The organism is Nonlabens arenilitoris (assembly GCF_002954765.1).
Taxonomy (GTDB): domain Bacteria; phylum Bacteroidota; class Bacteroidia; order Flavobacteriales; family Flavobacteriaceae; genus Nonlabens; species Nonlabens arenilitoris.
In genome coordinates this window covers 1012885-1031625 of sequence record NZ_MTPW01000001.1, presented here as the reverse complement: position 1 = coordinate 1031625, position 18741 = coordinate 1012885, and the positions used below count along the sequence as shown (strand labels likewise).

Genomic DNA, 18741 nt, shown 5'->3' with positions numbered 1-18741 from the left:
CATCCGAGCACTTTTCTTTATTTTTGCTCTTACATTTGATAAAAAGGAGAATTCCTTCGATATATGGATAAGTTTTCATTTCTGAACGCCGCACATACCGCGTACTTCGCACAACTTTACGACGAATATTTAATCAATCCAGATAGAGTAGAGCCGTCTTGGCGAGCTTTCTTTCAAGGTTTCGACTTTGGGATGGAAAGTGCCCATGAAGGTGATTTTGAGATGGATCAGGCCGCAGCACCAGTTGCGATTCCTGCTCACGTTCAAAAAGAATTTCAGGTTGTTAAATTAATAGATGCTTACCGCAGTCGTGGTCATTTATTTACCAAGACTAATCCTGTAAGAGATCGCCGTACTTATGAGCCTACACTCGATTTAGTCAACTTTGGTCTGTCAGATGCAGATTTGAATATTGAATTTGATAGTGGTGAGTTAGTAGGCTTAGGTAAAACTAGTCTCAAAAATATTGTCGCTCACTTAAAACAAGTATACTGCGAGAGTATAGGTGTAGAGTATATGTATATACGTAAGCCTGCAGAGGTAAAGTGGATACAAAACTGGTTACATAAGAATAATAATCACCCTAGTTTTTCTAAGGATGATAAATTGCAAATTCTTAAGAAATTAAATGAAGCTGTTTCATTTGAATCTTTCTTACACACAAAATATGTTGGTCAGAAACGTTTTTCTCTTGAAGGAAATGAGTCTTTAATTCCTGCACTTGATTCTTTAGTGGAAAATGCTGCAAATAAAGGTGTTAATCACTTTGTGCTAGGAATGGCACACCGTGGTAGATTAAATGTGCTAACTAATATCTTTGGTAAGCCCGTAACTGATATCTTTTCTGAATTTGATGGAAAAGATTATGAACAAGATATTTTTGATGGTGATGTAAAATATCACCTAGGTTATACTAGTAAACGTAAGACCGATAGTGGTAAGGATATCAATATAAATATTGTGCCTAACCCATCTCACCTTGAGACTGTAGGAGCTGTTGTAGAAGGAATAACACGTGCAAAGCAGGACATGCATTCTCCAGAAGATTTTTCAAAAGTATTACCTATCGTATTACACGGTGATGCGGCAATCGCTGGTCAAGGTATTGTATATGAAGTAGTGCAAATGGCACAACTTGATGCTTATAAAACTGCTGGTACCATTCATATGGTGGTTAATAACCAGGTAGGTTTTACAACTAATTATCTAGACGCTCGTTCTTCAACCTATTGTACAGACATCGCAAAAGTGACCTTATCACCAGTACTTCATGTTAATGCAGATGATGCTGAGGCTGTCGTACATGCGATGAACTTTGCTCTAGATTACCGCATGGAATTTGGTCGTGATGTATTTATAGACCTTTTAGGATATAGAAAATACGGACATAATGAAGGTGATGAACCTATGTTCACACAGCCTCAATTATATAAAGCGATTAAGAAGCATGAAAATCCGCGTGATATTTATGCTGATAGACTTCTTAAAGAAGGTGTTATTGATAAGAACACTGTAGAGAAGTTTGAGACTACTTATAAAAACGAACTTGAAGAACAACTTGCCAGTTCTCGTGAAAAAGAAAACACCATCATCACACCATTTATGCAAGATGAATGGCAAGGTTTTGAACAAGCCACTGAGGTGGAGATGATGAAAAAGGTGGAGACAGGTGTAGACCGCAAAACCTTAGAAAAAATTACGGCAACGATTTCTAAACTTCCTGAAGATGAAAATTTCTTTAGAAAAATTAAAAAGTTGATTCAAGACCGTCGCAAAATGTTTGATGCAGATAAACTAGATTGGGCAATGGGAGAACACCTGGCCTATGGTAGTTTAATGATGGAAGGTTATAATGTGCGTATGAGTGGACAAGATGTAGAGCGTGGAACGTTCTCGCACCGTCATGCCGTAGTGAAATCAGAGAATAGTGAAAAGGAATTTATCCTTCACAACCACATCGATGGAGTAAAAGGGAAGATGGAAATCTATAATTCGCACCTTTCAGAATATGGTGTGGTAGGGTTTGAATATGGCTATGCACTAGCACAACCTCAAACACTTACTATCTGGGAAGCACAATTTGGTGATTTTTCAAATGGAGCACAAATAATGATGGATCAGTACATCAGTGCTGGTGAGGATAAATGGAAGAATCAAAACGGTCTGGTTAAATTATTACCACACGGTTATGAAGGTCAAGGAGCTGAGCACTCAAGTGCTAGAATAGAGCGATACCTACAGTTATGTGCTAAGGATAATATGTTTATGGCAAACTGTACAACGCCAGCAAATATGTTCCATTTACTACGTCGTCAGATGTTGGTGAATTATCGCAAACCATTAGTCGTGTTTACACCTAAGTCTTTGTTGCGTTATCCAAAAGCGGTAAGTGCAGTAGATGAGTTAGTAAACGGGCATTTTCAAGAAGTAATAGATGTTGATGGAGACGCTTTCGCGAAAGCAGAAACACTAGTATTCGTATCTGGTAAGTTCTATTATGATTTACTAGAATATAGAGAAGAAAATAATCGCACAGACGTTGCTCTGGTAAGATTAGAACAATTGTTCCCTTTACCAATTGAGCAAATACAAGAAGTGATCAAAAAATATGGTTCTAAAGATGTCGTATGGGCACAAGAAGAACCTAGAAATATGGGTGCTTATGCACATCTTATGTTACACATGCCAGAGACTAGAAACTGGCGCGTGTGCTCAAGAAACATGTATGCAGCACCAGCCTCAGGTAGTTCAACACGATCTAAGGCAAGACAAGCAAGAATAATAGAAGACGTATTTAATACCAACAAATAAGATTATGGCTCTAGAAATGAAAGTGCCTTCACCAGGCGAGTCGATTACAGAAGTAGAAATAGCAGAATGGCTAGTTGCCACTGGCGATTGGGTTGAAAAAGACCAAGCAATTGCCGAGGTAGATAGCGATAAAGCAACACTTGAATTACCTGCAGAGGCTAGCGGTATTATTACCCTTATGGCCGAAGAAGGTGATGCCGTTGCTGTAGGAGCCGTAGTCTGTCTAATTGATACCGAGGCTGCAAATCCTAATGGTGGCTCTCAAGAAGTTGAGAACGCACCATCTAGTATGGGCGGTGGCGATGAAGGAGGAAACAATAGCGACGTAGCTGTAGAAATGAAAAAGGATGCACCGGCTGATAAGTCTGCAAACTCTGAAAAAGCTCCACAACCTGCACAAGCTAAAGAAACTTATGCTAGCGGTACGGCAAGTCCTGCTGCAAAAAAGATTCTAGATGAAAAAGGTGTCGATGCAAAGTCTGTTTCTGGAACTGGTCGCGATGGTCGTATAACTAAAGACGATGCTGTAAATGCAAAACCATCTATGGGAACGCCAGGAGCTGGATCACGTGGTGAATCCCGTACTAAACTTTCTATGTTGCGTAGAAAAGTTGCAGAACGTCTAGTAAGCGTTAAGAACGACACAGCGATGTTGACTACTTTTAATGAGGTAGACATGAAGCCTATCTTTGACTTACGAAAAGAATACAAGGAAGACTTTAAAGCAAAGCATGGTGTAGGATTAGGATTTATGTCCTTCTTTACTAAAGCGGTTACTAGAGCACTAGAACTATACCCAGCGGTAAACTCTATGATTGACGGTAAGGAAATGGTTTCTTTTGATTATAAAGATATTTCTATTGCTGTATCAGGTCCTAAAGGATTAATGGTACCGGTAATAAGAAATGCAGAGAACTTATCTTTTAGAGGTGTAGAAGCTGAGGTAAAAAGATTAGCACTAAGAGCACGTGATGGAGACATCACAGTAGACGAAATGACTGGCGGTACCTTTACCATTACAAATGGTGGAGTCTTCGGTAGTATGATGAGTACACCTATTATCAATCCACCACAGAGTGCGATTCTAGGAATGCACAACATTATCGAGCGTCCAGTAGTCGTAGATGGAAATATTGTTGCAAGACCTATGATGTATCTAGCCGTTTCTTATGACCACAGAATCATTGATGGTAAAGAATCTGTAGGTTTCTTAGTAGCAATTAAAGAAGCACTAGAAGATCCTATCAATTTATTAATGGATGGCGATGTGAAGAAAGCACTAGAAATGTAAAAATCTTTTAATTATAATTGACAAAGCCCAATGGTTCTTAAAACCATTGGGCTTTGTTGTAAACGGAAGAAAAAATCCTCTATAAAAACACAGTTTTTATAGAGGATTTTTGACTAAATTTAATGATGAGATTAATACCTTTAATTCTTTTATTTTCTTTAGTCACTAGTTGTGCTTCTCTAAATCAAGAGAATAAGTCTGATGTTATATCATATCATTTTAAAAATGATTTAAAAAATCTTTCAAACAAGATAAAAAGATTACCACATATTATATTTCTGATAACGTGGCTTCGATATCAGAAGTATTGACCATTCTAAAAGGTTATTATTCTGAATCCATAGATGGTACAGTAGACATTAATGCTGCATCAAAGTATTACTCAGTTGAATTAGAACAAGCTTTAAGTTCAAAAGAAAATTTTGATAGTTTAGAAAAATGGAATGAATCTGAATTAGTGATTCTCAAAAAAGATAATGTTGAATTGTTGTATTCTAGTTCTGTATCAACAGCTCAAAAAGCTTTTTATGAATCAACTAAACGTGCCGCTTTTCAGGAAAACTATCAATTAATAATCTATAGTAAACCGTTAGAAATAGCGCCTAATAAATTTGCCATATATACTTCAGGAAAAAGAAATGACGGTGTAGTTGGTTCACCTAAAGTTTATGTATATAAAGTTGAGAATAATTCTATTGAATTAATTGAAGAGGTATTCGATCAGCGGCGGTATTGATTGTGTTAAAACAAAAATGACCTTAAAAAGTTCTAATTTTTAAGGTCATTTTTATTATCGGGAAAGGTTAAAACTAAGCTACTACACCAGCACTCACATTTGCCTCACGATCAATCTTTTTAATCATTCCCTGCAATGCTCTTCCTGGCCCAACTTCTATAAATTCAGTAGCACCATCGGCAATCATATTTTGAACAGATTGTGTCCATTTTACAGGACCAGTAAGTTGATAAATAAGATTTGTCTTAATTTCATCTACTGCTGTTGTACCTAGCGTAGTTACGTTTTGATATACCGGGCATGAAGGAGCTTCAAACTCTGTAGCTTCTATAGCTGCCGCAAGTTCTTCACGTGCCGGTTCCATTAATGGTGAATGGAACGCTCCACCTACTGGTAACATTAGGGCGCGTTTTGCACCTTTTTCTTTTAAAGCTTCGCAAGCTTCTTCTACCGCTTTAGTAGCACCAGATATTACAAGTTGTCCTGGGCAGTTATAGTTAGCTGCAACGACAACACCATCTATGCTTTTACATACATCTTCTACTACTGCATCGTCTAATCCTAAAATTGCTGCCATGGTACTCGATTGATGTTCGCACGCGGCTTGCATTGCAAGAGCACGTTTAGAAACAATCTTTAATCCATCTTCAAAACTTAGGGTTCCTACTGCAGTAAGTGCACTTAATTCACCTAGTGAATGACCTGCAACCATTTCTGGTTGGAAAGAGTCACCCATCATTTTTGCAAGAATTACAGAATGTAAAAAGATAGCTGGTTGGGTTACTTTGGTTTCCTTCAGTTCCTCAGCAGTTCCTTCAAACATGATTTTGGAAATCTCAAATCCTAAGATTTCATCGGCTTTATTAAAAAGTGCTTTTGCTTCTGGAAATTGATCATATAAGTCTTTACCCATTCCTGTGAATTGGGCTCCTTGACCTGGAAAAACATATGCTTTCATATTGTAGTTGTTTTTGGACTGGCAAATTTAATGAAAAGTAGTTACTAGGTATTTTGATTTCAGTATTGCCGTTCACTTCAAAGTCTAAGTCTTGATTATTTTTGATTAGTATTTAAATTTATATGCGCTCCCATGTTTCAAAGTCAAATGCAAACTTATGTTTTTCATCTACAGGATGATGTTCTGTGCGTATAAGCTTCCACTGTTTTTCATCAAACTCTGGAAAATAAGTATCGACATCAAAACTACCATGAACTCTAGTAAGTTCAATACGGTCAGCTATATCAAGTCCTAGTTTATAAATCTCTCCACCACCTATAATAAAAGGTTCTTCATCACTAGATGCCGCTGCCAGTGCTGTAGATAAATCATGTACTATGATTCCGCCATCAGTTTTATAATTAGTATCTCTAGTGAGTATGATATGTGTACGATTAGGAAGCGGTTTAGGAAAACTTTCAAAGGTTTTACGACCCATTATAATGTGATGTCCAGTTGTGAGGGATTTAAAACGTTTAAAATCATCTGGTAAGTGCCATACGAGATCGCCGTCTTTACCTAACTCGTTGTTTGCTCCAGCAGCAGCTATCATGGTAATAACACGTTTTTTAGAAACAGGTGTATTTATAATTTTAGTTTCTGGTAAAGGATTTGATTTAGTTACTTTTTCTTCTATTTGAGCAATGCGATCTTTTTGTTTTTGAACCAACCTTTCATACTGACGTTTTTCCCATCCTGGACCTAGTAGTCTGTTAGTAATAAACACCTTAAAGGCATGGTAGATTAAAAAAAGCAACCACGCAAATAAGACCCAAATCCACCATTCTACATTAAGAATACGCATGGGCTCTTGTTGCATTAATACCTGACTGATGATAATCAAACCTACTGCACCAACTAGAAAAACAACAAAATGTGTAAATAAACCGCGTTTTTCTTTAATGCGACGCTGTGCATTTTCAATCATTTCCTTTTGAACAGGATCAATCGCAGGCGTTTCTTTTTTCTTTCTACCGAACATATGACGTACTTTTATATTCAAATTTAAGCAGTTCTAGCTCTTTTCAATCTTTACAAATGCATAAAATAAGATCTCAGTATTCCATTCTTGAAAAATACACCTATCTCAATACGGCAAACCATGGCTTAATTTCTCAAGAATTGATTGATTACAGAATTAATGAAATGGAAAAAATGCGAGATCAGGCCAGTCTTTACACTAACAATAGAAACGATTTTATAGATGAAGTGAGGACAGCTATTGCGCAATTTGTAGATGCAACGATAGAAAACACAGCAGTGATTCCTAATTTCTCTACAGGATTTAATACGTTGATAGAAGGAATTGATAAGCTGTCTACATTTTTATTACTAGATGGTGATTACCCATCTGTAAACTGGCCAGTGGAGACTCGCGGTTTTAATTGTGTTTATGCTAGTATTAATGAAAACCTAGAATCTAATATTCTTGAAGCTTGCAAACTGCATCAACCTGATTTTTTCTGCTTTTCGGTTGTGCAATATATTTCTGGAATTAAAATTGACTTAGATTTTGTAAAACAGCTCAAAAATCAGTTCCCAAATCTTATAATTATAGGCGATTTAACTCAATATGTAGGGACTGAGCGATTCCTCTTTCGCGAAAGCGGACTAGATATCATCCTAGCAAGTTGTTATAAGTGGTTAAATGCAGGTGATGGAAATGCGTTTATTTGTGTTAAAGAACATGTTAAAGAGTTTATTAAACCTAATAGGATAGGTTATCGTAGTACTAAAAATGTAATAAATGCAATACCTGAGTTTATAGGCAGATTTGAGCCTGGGCATCAAGATATGATCGCTTTTGGTAGTTTGAAACTAGCGCTGGAAGTCGCTTTGAAAATAGGTCTAGATAAAATACAAACCGAACTGCAACACTGGTCTGAAATTGCTAAGGCCGAATTTGAAAGTCGAGATTTATTAGATGAGGCAGTAGTAAAGAGAAAACAACATTCCACCATTTTTAATATTAAAGGAAGTCATGATTTATATAATAAGCTCTTAGATCATGGGGTTGTCACCTCGTTAAGAGGTAATGGGATAAGAGTTAGTTTTTCTTATTTTAATGACGACAAAGATCTCGCTAGACTTCTAGAAGTCTTAGATTTGTAGTGAAACGTATTCGGTATATGAAAAACGCATTTATAATATTTCTCTTTTTTTATTCTGTTATAGGATATTCTCAAAACCCTAATGATTGTACAGACGCTATATTATTATGTGGTGATACTAGTTTTGGTATCAGTCCTTCTGGGATAGGAGTTAATGAATTTGCGCAAACTGGTAATCCTGTGCCTACTTGTTTCTCATTTCAGACTAATCAAGCTTGGTTTAGAGTAGAGATACAAACTACGGGTACTTTTAGTTTTGCATTAACACCAGATACGGCGCAAGCAGATTATGATTTTGCGGTTTTCGGGCCAGTAGTGGATTGTGATAATTTAGGCGCTGCGATACGTTGCTCTAGTACAAATCCGCGTGATGCAGGTGTAACCGGTGAAACTGGTTTAAACAGTATAGAAACAGATTTTACCGAAGGTCCAGGTGCAAATGGTAATGGTTTTTTACAAGAACTTACCGTTAATGCTGGCGAGGTATATTATGTGATTGTTGCACTTGCAGTAGGTACTGGTGGTTTCAGTATCAGTACTGGCGGTACTGCAGACTTGCCACCTGCACCAGTAGCAAATCCTCTAATGGATTTGGAAGTTTGCGATAATGCTGGTGCACAAGATGGCTTTAGAGAATTTGATTTTAGTTCATTAAACTCTGATGTGTTATTGGGTCAGACCAATACCACATTGACTTATCACGAATCACTAAACGATGCAAACATAGGAATCAATGCAATCACTTTTCCATATACTAATATTTCAAATCCGCAGGATATATATGTAAGAGTGATTAGAAACGATTCTGATTGTACGGATTTTACAGATTTTACCATATTAGTCGATGATCCCAATATTGATACAGATATAGATCCATTTATTATTTGTTCAGATAATACTACAGAACCATTTGATTACAATACGGTCATTGATTCTATATTACCCAATGCTAGTAGCTTTAATGTGACTTATCACCTAACGCAAATAGATGCGCAAGATGGTTTAAATCCTCAAAGCTCTATGGTAACCGCAACTACGACCGAAGAATTTTACTTTATTAGAGTTGTCGATCCTACTGGAATATCGTGTGATTATGTGTTGAATACATCAGTATTTGTAGCTAATCCACCTGCAATTGCGACACCTGTAGATTTATTTCTGTGTGACGACGACTTTGATGGTTTCTTAAATGTTGCCTTAACAGATCAAAATAATGAGATCTTAAATGGATTAGATCCATTATTGCATCAAGTGACATTTTATGAGAGTGCAGCAGATAGAACCGCTGGACAGAATGTATTGAGTAATAGTTTTACTACGACACAAAATCCGCAACGCATATATGTGAGAGTAACAGAAACGAGTACCTCTTGTTTTAATGATGTAGATTATCAAATTACGGTAAGGCCTAGACCTGTTTTACAAAGTCAGGACGACATTATAGTGTGTGTAGATGCTGTGGTGCCTACCACCATTAGTGTCGCTGCCGGATTTGATTTTTATGAATGGAATACTGGTGAAATGGGCGCAACGACTAATAGTATTAATATCAATCAACCTGGTGATTATACGGTTACAGTGACTAATAACTTTGGGTGTGAGAGTTCTTTAACCATTACAGCATTACCATCTGACGTTGCAACTATAGATGAAATCATCACTCAAGACTTCAGAAGTGGCGATAATACCGCTCAATTCATTGTTTCTGGACCTGGCGATTATGAATTTTCAGTTGACAATGGTCCTTTTCAAGATTCAAATTTCTTCAACGGTCTATATAAAGGCTTTCACACGGTAAGAATAAGAGATAAGAATGGATGTGGAACGATTACTGAAGAGTTTGCTGTATTAGATTATCAACGTTTTTTCACACCTAATGGAGACGGTTTTCATGATTTCTGGACACTGGATGGGCTAACAGATTATCCCAATGCTATCGTTTTTATATACGATAGGTATGGGAAGTTGTTACATCAAATGGCTCCAGATGGCATCGGTTGGGACGGCACTTTTATCAATGCTCCTATGCCATCTAGCACATATTGGTTCACAATTAAAATCGACGGTAAACCACTTGTAAAAGGATATTTTGCATTAAAGAGATAATTCTATTACGCTTTCGCGGAAGCGAATTATAAAAAACATTCCCGCTCCTATACTAATTACGGCTTATATGAGTTATCTAGAAATCATTTCTAAGACTTTATTATTTACATTTTAATTGTATTTATTATGAAGCTTTAATGGAATATGGTATATAAATTGTTAATAATAGATAGCAGACACTAATGATCGATATTTTAACTGATGTGATATTTCAGTTAGATGAAATGTCGTCCAATAGTTTATTAAAATCACGCTATAACGTTGTATTTTGCTTTTAATCGATTATTTTTACGTCTGATTTTTCAAATTGCCTAGTAATCAATTTATTAGTGAAGTTTGATATGTACTATTACAGAATTGAATTATGAAAACACCTAAAATAATGCTCAAATTTATTTTCACACTTACGATTATGACGCTGGCGAGTGTTTGTAGTCATGCACAAGTTGGAATTGGTACAGAAGTACCGATGGCTGCTTTAGATATATCTTCTACAGACTCTGGTTTATTAGTGCCTCGCATTGCTCTAACTGATTTAAATACAGCTTCGCCTGTGATTAATCCTAATGGAGCTGGTCTAGTAGAAGGAACTATGATATGGAATACTGGTACTGGTGGCGTGCCATTAACTGGCTTTTATTTCTGGAGTAATAGTAAATGGAATCTAGTAGTTAGTGACAATCAACCACAAGTTTATTTTGGTAAGTTATTAATTACAGCTACAGGAACTATTGTTATAGAGGATCTGCCTTTTCAACCTAGAGCTATAGAATTTACTGCTGTTAATAGAATTCAAGGTTTTGATGATGGTGGTTATAGATCAGCTTCAAATAATTCAAATGACATCAGAATGGCTGGTGGTCAAACTATGGGATATGCACAAAATTATGGTACAGGTATAGACCAACAGGTAATCTCTAATGGAGCAAATGGTTCTAGTATTAACAACATAGGTACTTATTCTTCAGATAGTCATTGTATCGCTGCTTATTTTGTAAATAATAATGGTGAGCCTATTCATGATAATGGATCGCCTACCGGTGGTACTGATGATCAAGGTGGATTAATATCTGCTTCATTAGTAAACTTTACTGATGATGGATTTACATTAAATGTAGATAATTTTCTAGCTGGATCAACCACTAGTGATAGAACTAATCAAATCGTAGTAATTTTTAAAGCATACAGATAATTAAGTATAAAATTAATTTATTATAATAATCGCGCTCATATTTGCGCGGTTTAGACACCTCGTATAGTTTTTGTTGTGGTGGATTGTCTAATACTTAAGGTTGTGAAGACTAGCTTCGCAAAAAAAAAGTCATGATTTTGATTTATCGCTTTTGCCTTATTGCATTACTATTCGGTTTACAGTTTGCACAAGCACAACAGTTCCCTTTAGATTTTGAGGGAAATCAATTTCCGTTTACAGGTTTTTCTGGTTCTTCTTTTTCTTTTAGAACAGATCCATTACAGTCCTCAAATAATGTAGGTCAATTTTTCAATGATGGTAATCAGTCTTATCAGGGCTTTTTTAGAGATCTTTCTACTGCAGTAGATTTGAATGTAGACCAGAATGTGACTTTGAGATTTTATGCGTTTGATCCCAATGCCCATAGTGTCTTATTAAAGTTAGAAAATGGAAATCAACCAGATGTAGAGGTGTTAGGTCAGTCCAGTGGTGTTGCAAACAACTGGCTAGATATTAATTTTGACTTCTCTAACGCTATTGAAAGCGCTTCCGGTAGTGTGATCTCTGCTGTAGGACAATACAGTCGGGTAACGATTTTTATAGACTATGGATCTAATATACCAGGTACTTATCTCATAGACCAAATTAATAATGGTGCTGTTGTTGTCACTCCTAACCCGATAGATGTAGTGTATACAGATTTAGTGTGGTTTGATGAATTTGATAATGCTGGAACCAATAATCCCATAGACGCTACAAAATGGTTTCATCAAACCTTATTGCCTAATGGCAATAGTTGGTTTAATGGTGAGCAACAGCATTATACTAATAGGGTTGATAATTCTTTTGTAGAAAATGGATTTTTGAACATCGTTGCAAAACGAGAGAATTTTACAGATCAAGGACAGACCAAACAATATACCAGTGCTCGACTTAATTCAAAGTTTGCATTCACATATGGAAGAGTAGATGTGAGAGCAAAATTACCCTTTGGCGATGGGACATGGCCTGCGATATGGACTTTAGGTAAAAATATTAATGAAAATGGCGGTTACTGGGATAGTACTTATGGTACCACTAACTGGCCTTTATGCGGTGAGATAGATATTATGGAGCATGGATTAGGTGCTGTTAATCATGTATCTAGTGCTTTACATACTAATTGCGGAGGATGTTCTGGAAATACCATGAATTTTCAGTCAACAACGTTACCGGATGTTGCTAATGATTTTCATGTATATTCGATGAACTGGTCGCCACAGCAAATCACTTTCTTGATTGATGATGTACCTTTTTACACGTATAATCCTGTAGTAAAAGATGTAAACAACTATCCGTTTTATGAAGATCAATATTTGTTATTAAACATTGCGATGGGCGGCATTGCAGGCACTATAGATCCTAGCTTTTCACAAAGTAGTATGGTCATAGATTATGTGCGTGTTTATCAAAACACCTTAAGTCTTACAGATACAGATACTATTAACGCAACGGTTTATCCTAATCCATCTAGTGAGTTAATTTCTATTGCGAGCACGACCACCATAGATCGTATCGAGCTATACACCATGCTGGGACAGCGAGTTATTGAAAAGACTAGCGAATGCCATATAATAGACGTTTCTAATTATGACAATGGTATGTATGTTTTAAAAATTCATTCAGGCAATCAGGTTCAAACTGAACGATTAGTGGTCTCGCATTAATGATTAATTAATGCGCCTCTAACCAATTCTGCCCAATTCCAACTTCCACATCAAGTGGAACGGTCATTTGATAAGCATTTTGCATCTCGTCTTGTATCAGTTTTTTCATGTCTTCTAACTCGTCGTTATGAATATCAAAAACAAGTTCATCATGGACTTGAAGCAACATTTTAGACTTGCAATTCAGTTCTTCAAACTTTTTATGAATATTGATCATAGCGATTTTGATAATGTCTGCAGCGCTACCTTGTATAGGTGCATTTACAGCATTACGCTCTGCCGCGCCACGCACTACAGCATTAGAACTATTGATATCTTTTAAATAACGACGTCTACCTAGGACTGTTTCTACATAACCATTTTCCCGAGCAAAATCTACTTGATCTTGCATATATGCTTTTAGTTTAGGGTAAGTTTCATAGTAGGTATCAATTAACTCTTTAGCTTCGCCACGAGATAAGTCGGTTTGATTACTTAACCCAAAGGCACTTACTCCATAGATAATACCAAAGTTTACTGTTTTGGCATTACTACGTTGTTCTCTGGTTACATCTTCTAGAGCAACATTAAAAACTTTTGCAGCGGTCGACGCGTGAATATCTTCACCGCTTTGGAATGCTGCAATCATATTTTCCTCTTCACTTAACGCAGCAATAATACGTAGTTCAATTTGAGAGTAATCGGCAGCTACAAGGGTATAATTTTCATCTCTTGGTATAAATGCTTTACGTACCTGACGGCCACGCTCTGTGCGTATAGGAATGTTTTGCAAATTAGGATCTGTAGAGCTTAATCGACCGGTAGCAGCAACCGTTTGCATATAGTTAGTATGAATACGTTGTGTAAGTGCATTTACCTGAGTAGGTAATGCGTCTACATAAGTAGATTTTAATTTACTAAGACCTCTATAATCCAGTACATTTTGAATGATAGCATGATCTTTTGCGAGGTAGCTCAATACATCTTCAGCGGTTGAATATTGCCCAGTTTTAGTCTTTTTAGGTTTGTCAACTAATTTTAGCTTTTCAAAAAGAATGATTCCTAATTGTTTAGGAGAACCTATATTAAATTCTTCACCTGCTACTTCATAGATATCTTTCTCTAGTTGCGCAATATCTTTCTCTAAATCACCAGACAATGAACTTAAAAATTCTTCATCTAAATTAATTCCTTCTATTTCCATTGCGGCTAGCACATCTAGTAAAGGCATTTCAATATCCTTAAACAATTTATCTGTACCTGCACTGGCAAGTTCTGGTGTAAAATGCTCTTTAAGTTGCAATGTAACATCTGCATCTTCAACCGCATATTCCTTTTGCTTTTCGAGTTCTACTTCACGCATAGAAAGTTGATTCTTTCCTTTTTTACCTATTAACTCCACTATAGATTGTGGTGTGTAATTCAAATATGTTTCTGCCAGCACGTCCATGTTATGACGCATGTCTGGATTGATCAGGTAATGAGCAAGCATAGTGTCAAACATAGGTCCTTTAACGTCAACTCCATATTTATCTAATACTTTGATATCGTATTTTAAATTTTGACCTACTTTTTCTATGTTATTACTTTCAAAAAATGGTTTTAATTGATCCATTATAGATTGTGCCGCATCACGATCTTCAGGTATGGGTAGGTAAAATCCTTTTCCTTTTTCCCAAGAAAATGCAATTCCTACTAGCTCTGCAGTTAGTGCGTCCAGTCCTGTCGTTTCTGTATCAAAACAAACGCTTGATTGTTGCATCAATGATTGTAAAAACAACTTTGTTCCCATTCCTTCTTGTACAAGTTGGTACAAATGATCGCTAGTGGCTAGTGTTTTACGACCGGTAGACTCTGATTCTGCTGCTGTACCAGAGCCTGGTGTGTCAAATAAAGAAAATTGTCCTGCTCCTGCAGCAGCATTTGAACTTATATTTGAATTGCTGCTTGAAGAACTAGTAGGCGCTACTTCTTTAGAAAAAATCTTTGCCAAGGTTTCTTTTGCACGACGGAATTCTAGTTCATCAAAAATCTCATGAACAGCTTCTACATTAGGATCGTCTAAGGTGTAATTGTTTGCATTAAAAACAACTGGGCAATCCAGTCTTATGGTTGCAAGTTGTTTTGATAGTAGTCCTAATTCTTTATTAGCCTCTACTTTTTCTTTCATTTTACCTTTAAGCTCGTGGATGTTTTCAAACAAGCCTTCCATAGAGCCATATGCTGCTATAAATTTCTTAGCCGTTTTATCTCCTACACCAGGCAATCCAGGGATGTTATCACTAGCATCACCCATCATTCCTAGGTAATCGATAACTTGCTCAGGTCGCTCTACCTCAAATTTCTTTTGTACTTCTGGAATACCCCATATTTCTATACCATTACCCATGCGTGCAGGTTTGTACATAAATATATTGTCTGACACTAGTTGAGCATAATCCTTATCAGGTGTTACCATATAGGTTGTAAAGCCTTCTTTCTCGGCCTGTTTTGCTAGGGTTCCTATTAAATCGTCTGCTTCAATTCCTTCTTCAACGACAATAGGAATGTGCATCGCCTTTAAAATGCGCATGATATACGGTACCGCTATTTTTATGGCCTCAGGCGTTTCATCGCGATTAGCTTTATAATCTTCATATAATTCCACGCGTTCATGACTACCACCTTTGTCAAATGCCACCGCTAGATACTCGGGCTTTTCTCTTCTAATGACGTCAAATAAACTATTTGTAAACCCCATAATTGCACTAGTATCCATACCAGCACTATTGATTCTTGGGTTTTTTATCAGTGCATAATAGCCTCTAAAAATAAGGGCATAAGCATCGAGTAGAAATAATCTTTTATCGTCCGTTCCGTCGTTAGTCATCGTAAAAATTTATGGATGCTAAAGATAAAAAATGAACATAGGAAAATAAGAGATATCAGCGTCAATTATGACTTTTTATACACAAGAATTTTAATCTAGGATTCGTTTTTATAGTGAAATGTAAGTGGAGTATTCCGCTTTCGCGAAAGCGGAATTAATATGAACTCTTGCTGTTAATTACTATCTTATCTCATAGAAAACTTACGAGATCATTTAATAAGTAATGGACTAAAGTTAGAGGTGTTTAATCTTGACTATTACTTTCAAAATCTTGCCTTAAGTCGAGTTTTCTAAATGTAGGAGATACCACAGCAGTCGTAACTACAGTAATTAAAGTCATCGTGCCGCCAAAGACTACTGCGGCAACCGTTCCCATTAATTTTGCTGTTACTCCACTCTCAAATGCGCCTAATTCATTAGAAGACCCTACAAACATAGAGTTTACTGAGGCTACACGGCCACGCATGTGATCTGGAGTTTTAAGTTGTAAAATAGTCTGACGTATAACCATAGAAACGCCATCTGTTACACCACTAAAAAATAGAGCGACCACAGAGACCCAAAAAGAAGTTGATAGACCAAATACTATGATGCAAACTCCAAAACCAAAAATAGCCATGAGCAATTTCATACCAGCATTTTTACTTATAGGTAAATATGCTGTTGCTATCATGGTTAGTATAGCACCTATGGACGGTGCAGCCCGTAAAATACCAAAGCCTTCACTTCCTACACACAAAATGTCTTGAGCAAAAATAGGTAGTAAAATCACTGCACCGCCAAAAAGTACAGATACCATATCTAGTGTCAGTGCTCCTAAAATGGCTTTGGTTTTAAAAACAAATCCCAATCCTTCTTTAAGGCTTTGTATAATGGGTTCGTTAATTTTTGAATTGAGAATAGGCTTTTTAGAAATAAAAAATACAGTTATAAATGCTAAAGAAACAAGACTAAATACAATACACAAAGACCAATGAACACTAAACCAACTAATCGCAAATCCTGAAAAAGCAAGACCTACAACAGATGCTATTTGCCATGCAGAGCTACTCCATGTAGCAGCATTAGGATAGGCTTTTTTAGGTACTAATAAAGCAATTAGTGAAAACAAAATAGGTCCAAAGAATGATCTTAAGAAACCGCCAAAAAATACCAATGCATAAATGCAATATAAAATGGTATTAGTGGACCAGCCAGACACTATACCTGGAGATGTTAATAAAAACAACCCTAAACTTATCAGGGAAAAGGCACCTATACAAAGAGCAAGTAAATTGCGTTTCTCTCTTTGATCTACAATGTGACCAGCAAATAGTGCCATAGAGAATGCTGGTACAAATTCCATTAATCCTATGATGGCTAGTGACCATGGGTCTTTAGTAAGTGAATAGACCTGCCACTCAATAACGATAAACTGCATGGACCAACCAAATACAAGTAAAAAGCGCATTAATAAAAAGATATTAAATTCTTTAAAACGTAAGGCTGCGTAGGGATCGTTTTTTGTCATGTAACTCTCGAGTTATTGATTCTAAAAGAAAGCTATTAGTGTGACTGGCAAGATAGTCGTTTGCCTTTATATGCAGATTAGTTTAACAATCTACCAACAGTTTGAATTACAATTATGGTATAGATTCGCGGTATGCGTTTTATAATTCCCATAATTTTATTTGTTGTCTTTCAAGTTTATTCTTTTCAGTTAATAAGGACACTTTCTCGCGGTCACTGGTGGAAATGGATTTATCTAGCTGCGACTATCTTAATATTAATTAATCTAATCATGCAATTTGTATGGCATCCAGATCGAGGTCAGGTAAGTACTGCAAGAGATATTGCAGTTACAATATTTCTAGGTTTGTTAGCAGCACAATTTGTAATGATGATAGTGATGCTGGGTGAGGATATTTATAGGGTTATTAAAGGTGGTTATAATGCGCTTACACAAAAGCAAGATAATACAAGTTTTTTACCCAGTAGAAGAGCTTTTATCTCAAAGGTAGGATTGGGTCTTGCGGCACTACCATTTGGCGCCATTCTTTATGGGGCGTGGAAAGGGAAATATAATTATCAAGTGCGAGAGTATGAATTAAGTTTTGATGATTTACCAGACGCCTTTGATGGTTATAAGGTGACACAAATTAGTGATATACATGTAGGTAGTTTTGATGATAAAGAAGAGGTTAAGTATGCTATCGATCTAGTAAATAAGCAAGGTAGTGATGCTATATTTTTTACAGGTGACTTAGTTAATAATATTAGTACAGAGATGCATGGATGGGAAAGTATCTTCGGTAAATTGAGTGCTAAGGATGGAGTATATTCTGTATTAGGTAATCATGACTATGGTGATTATTATGGTTGGGAAGGAACTAGAGAAGAGGTGATTGCTTTAAAGAAAGCAAACATGGAAAAGTTATATAGTATACAAAAGCAGATGGGCTGGCGATTATTGCGAGATGAAAATATTGCAATAAAGCGAGGTAATGATTTACTGAATGTCGTCGGTGTTGAAAATATTGGGAATGGGCGTTTTCCTAAATATGGTGATTTAAAAAAGGCTTCAGTAGGTTTGAGAAAAAGTGATTTTAAAATCCTTTTAAGTCATGATCCATCACACTGGGAAGATGATGTAAAACATAATGACTTGAACTATCACTTAACTTTAAGTGGACATACTCATGGGATGCAGTTCGGTATAGAGATTCCAGGTTTTATAAAATTAAGTCCGGCATGGTTTGTTTATAAAAAATGGGCAGGTATTTATAAAGAATTCGGTCGTTTTATAAATGTTAATCGTGGTTTTGGCTTTTTAGGGTATTCTGGAAGAGCTGGAATATGGCCAGAGATTACAGTAATTACTTTAAAAAAGGCCAAGAATAGGATAAACTAATACTCGTTGAGTGCTTGTTAAGAATACATTAGCGATTCTATAATGCTTTTTAC

The 18741-nt window shown here is 36.3% G+C and carries 12 protein-coding genes; 8 read left to right on the top strand and 4 right to left on the bottom strand.

What is annotated here, in order from left to right:
- Positions 1–63: 63 nt before the first annotated feature.
- From BST92_RS04510 to BST92_RS04500, 3 genes are all read left to right on the top strand, one after another.
- Complete coding sequence (locus BST92_RS04510; protein ID WP_105070375.1) at positions 64–2811, top strand: 2-oxoglutarate dehydrogenase E1 component; 2748 nt, start codon at positions 64–66, stop codon at positions 2809–2811.
- Positions 2812–2815: 4 nt separating this feature from the next.
- Positions 2816–4102 (top strand): 2-oxoglutarate dehydrogenase complex dihydrolipoyllysine-residue succinyltransferase, encoded by a 1287-nt coding sequence (odhB, locus tag BST92_RS04505; protein ID WP_105070374.1) that lies wholly within the window; start codon positions 2816–2818, stop codon positions 4100–4102.
- A 286-nt stretch (positions 4103–4388) separates the two neighbouring features.
- The gene (locus BST92_RS04500) at positions 4389–4838 is read left to right on the top strand and encodes a hypothetical protein (RefSeq protein WP_146105095.1); all 450 of its coding nucleotides are present in this window, start codon (positions 4389–4391) and stop codon (positions 4836–4838) included.
- A gap of 73 nt (positions 4839–4911) precedes the next feature.
- Here BST92_RS04500 and fabD read toward each other — a convergent pair whose 3' ends face one another.
- Both fabD and BST92_RS04490 read right to left on the bottom strand, forming a co-directional pair.
- Positions 4912–5796, bottom strand: coding sequence for an ACP S-malonyltransferase (gene fabD / locus BST92_RS04495; RefSeq protein ID WP_105070372.1), 885 nt, complete (start codon positions 5794–5796; stop codon positions 4912–4914).
- 118 nt (positions 5797–5914) lie between these two features.
- On the bottom strand, positions 5915–6838 hold the full coding sequence (locus BST92_RS04490) for a dihydrofolate reductase (protein ID WP_342747830.1): 924 nt from the start codon (positions 6836–6838) through the stop codon (positions 5915–5917).
- A gap of 35 nt (positions 6839–6873) precedes the next feature.
- Between BST92_RS04490 and BST92_RS04485 the strand changes: the two genes are divergently transcribed.
- The 4 genes from BST92_RS04485 (at position 6874) to BST92_RS04470 (ending at position 12950) form a co-directional block, all read left to right on the top strand.
- A complete protein-coding gene (locus tag BST92_RS04485) occupies positions 6874–7947 on the top strand; it encodes an aminotransferase class V-fold PLP-dependent enzyme (RefSeq protein WP_245910860.1) in 1074 nt (357 codons plus the stop codon).
- 17 nt (positions 7948–7964) lie between these two features.
- Positions 7965–10052 (top strand): T9SS type B sorting domain-containing protein, encoded by a 2088-nt coding sequence (locus BST92_RS04480; RefSeq protein WP_105070369.1) that lies wholly within the window; start codon positions 7965–7967, stop codon positions 10050–10052.
- Positions 10053–10416: 364 nt separating this feature from the next.
- On the top strand, positions 10417–11244 hold the full coding sequence (locus BST92_RS04475; RefSeq protein ID WP_105070368.1) for a hypothetical protein: 828 nt from the start codon (positions 10417–10419) through the stop codon (positions 11242–11244).
- A 131-nt stretch (positions 11245–11375) separates the two neighbouring features.
- A complete protein-coding gene (locus BST92_RS04470) occupies positions 11376–12950 on the top strand; it encodes a family 16 glycosylhydrolase (RefSeq protein WP_105070367.1) in 1575 nt (524 codons plus the stop codon).
- 7 nt (positions 12951–12957) lie between these two features.
- Here BST92_RS04470 and polA read toward each other — a convergent pair whose 3' ends face one another.
- Positions 12958–15798, bottom strand: coding sequence for a DNA polymerase I (gene polA / locus BST92_RS04465; protein ID WP_105070366.1), 2841 nt, complete (start codon positions 15796–15798; stop codon positions 12958–12960).
- Positions 15799–16042: 244 nt separating this feature from the next.
- Positions 16043–17308, bottom strand: a complete 1266-nt coding sequence (locus BST92_RS04460) for an MFS transporter (RefSeq protein ID WP_105070365.1) — start codon at positions 17306–17308, stop codon at positions 16043–16045.
- 132 nt (positions 17309–17440) lie between these two features.
- Here BST92_RS04460 and BST92_RS04455 point away from each other — a divergent pair, with 132 nt between their 5' ends.
- Positions 17441–18688, top strand: coding sequence for a metallophosphoesterase (locus BST92_RS04455; RefSeq protein WP_105070364.1), 1248 nt, complete (start codon positions 17441–17443; stop codon positions 18686–18688).
- Positions 18689–18741 lie beyond the last annotated feature (53 nt).